The sequence below is a fragment of the Pseudomonas laurentiana genome (assembly GCF_014648275.1).
Lineage (GTDB): Bacteria > Pseudomonadota > Gammaproteobacteria > Pseudomonadales > Pseudomonadaceae > Aquipseudomonas > Aquipseudomonas laurentiana.
Genome location: NZ_BMQU01000109.1, coordinates 1 through 760, shown reverse-complemented (window position 1 = coordinate 760; position 760 = coordinate 1). Strand labels below are relative to the sequence as shown.

Sequence of the window (760 nt, the reverse complement as noted above, 5' to 3'; positions counted from 1 at the left end):
TGACCATTCGTTCACCGGAAGAAGTAAAGATCATAGTGGAGAGGGATCCTGTTAAAACCTCATTTGAAAAATGGGCTAAACCTGGTCATTTCTCAAAGACACTAGCTAAGGGACCCAATACTACCACCTGGATCTGGAACCTACATGCTGATGCTCACGATTTTGATAGCCATACTAATGATTTGGAAGAGATCTCTCGCAAAGTATTTAGTGCTCATTTTGGTCAATTAGCCATCATATTTATTTGGCTAAGTGGGATGTACTTTCACGGTGCTCGTTTCTCCGATTATGAAGCATGGTTAGGCGATCCTACTCACATTAAACCCAGTGCTCAGGTAGTTTGGCCGATAGTAGGCCAAGAAATTTTGAATGGAGATGTGGGTGGAGGTTTTCGAGGAATACAAATCACCTCTGGGTTCTTCCAAATTTGGCGAGCATCCGGAATAACTAGTGAATTGCAACTTTACTGCACCGCAATTGGTGCATTGATTTTTGCAGCGTTAATGCTTTTTGCTGGTTGGTTCCATTATCACAAAGCTGCTCCAAAATTGGCTTGGTTTCAAGATGTAGAATCCATGTTGAACCACCATTTAGCAGGGTTACTAGGACTTGGCTCTCTATCTTGGGCAGGACACCAAATACACGTTTCTTTACCTATTAATCAACTCTTAGATGCTGGAGTGGACCCTCAAGAGATACCGCTTCCTCATTAATTTATTTTAAATCGTGCGCTTTTAGCTCAACTTTATCCCAGTTTCGC

The 760-nt window shown here is 42.1% G+C and carries 1 protein-coding gene; it reads left to right on the top strand.

Annotation, left to right across the window (positions count from 1 at the left end; all coding sequences use genetic code 11):
• Positions 1 to 713: photosystem I psaA/psaB family protein (locus IE038_RS25605; protein ID WP_229775741.1), on the top strand; the 713-nt coding region annotated here is incomplete at its 5' end.
• Between the last annotated feature and the right edge of the window lie 47 nt (positions 714 to 760).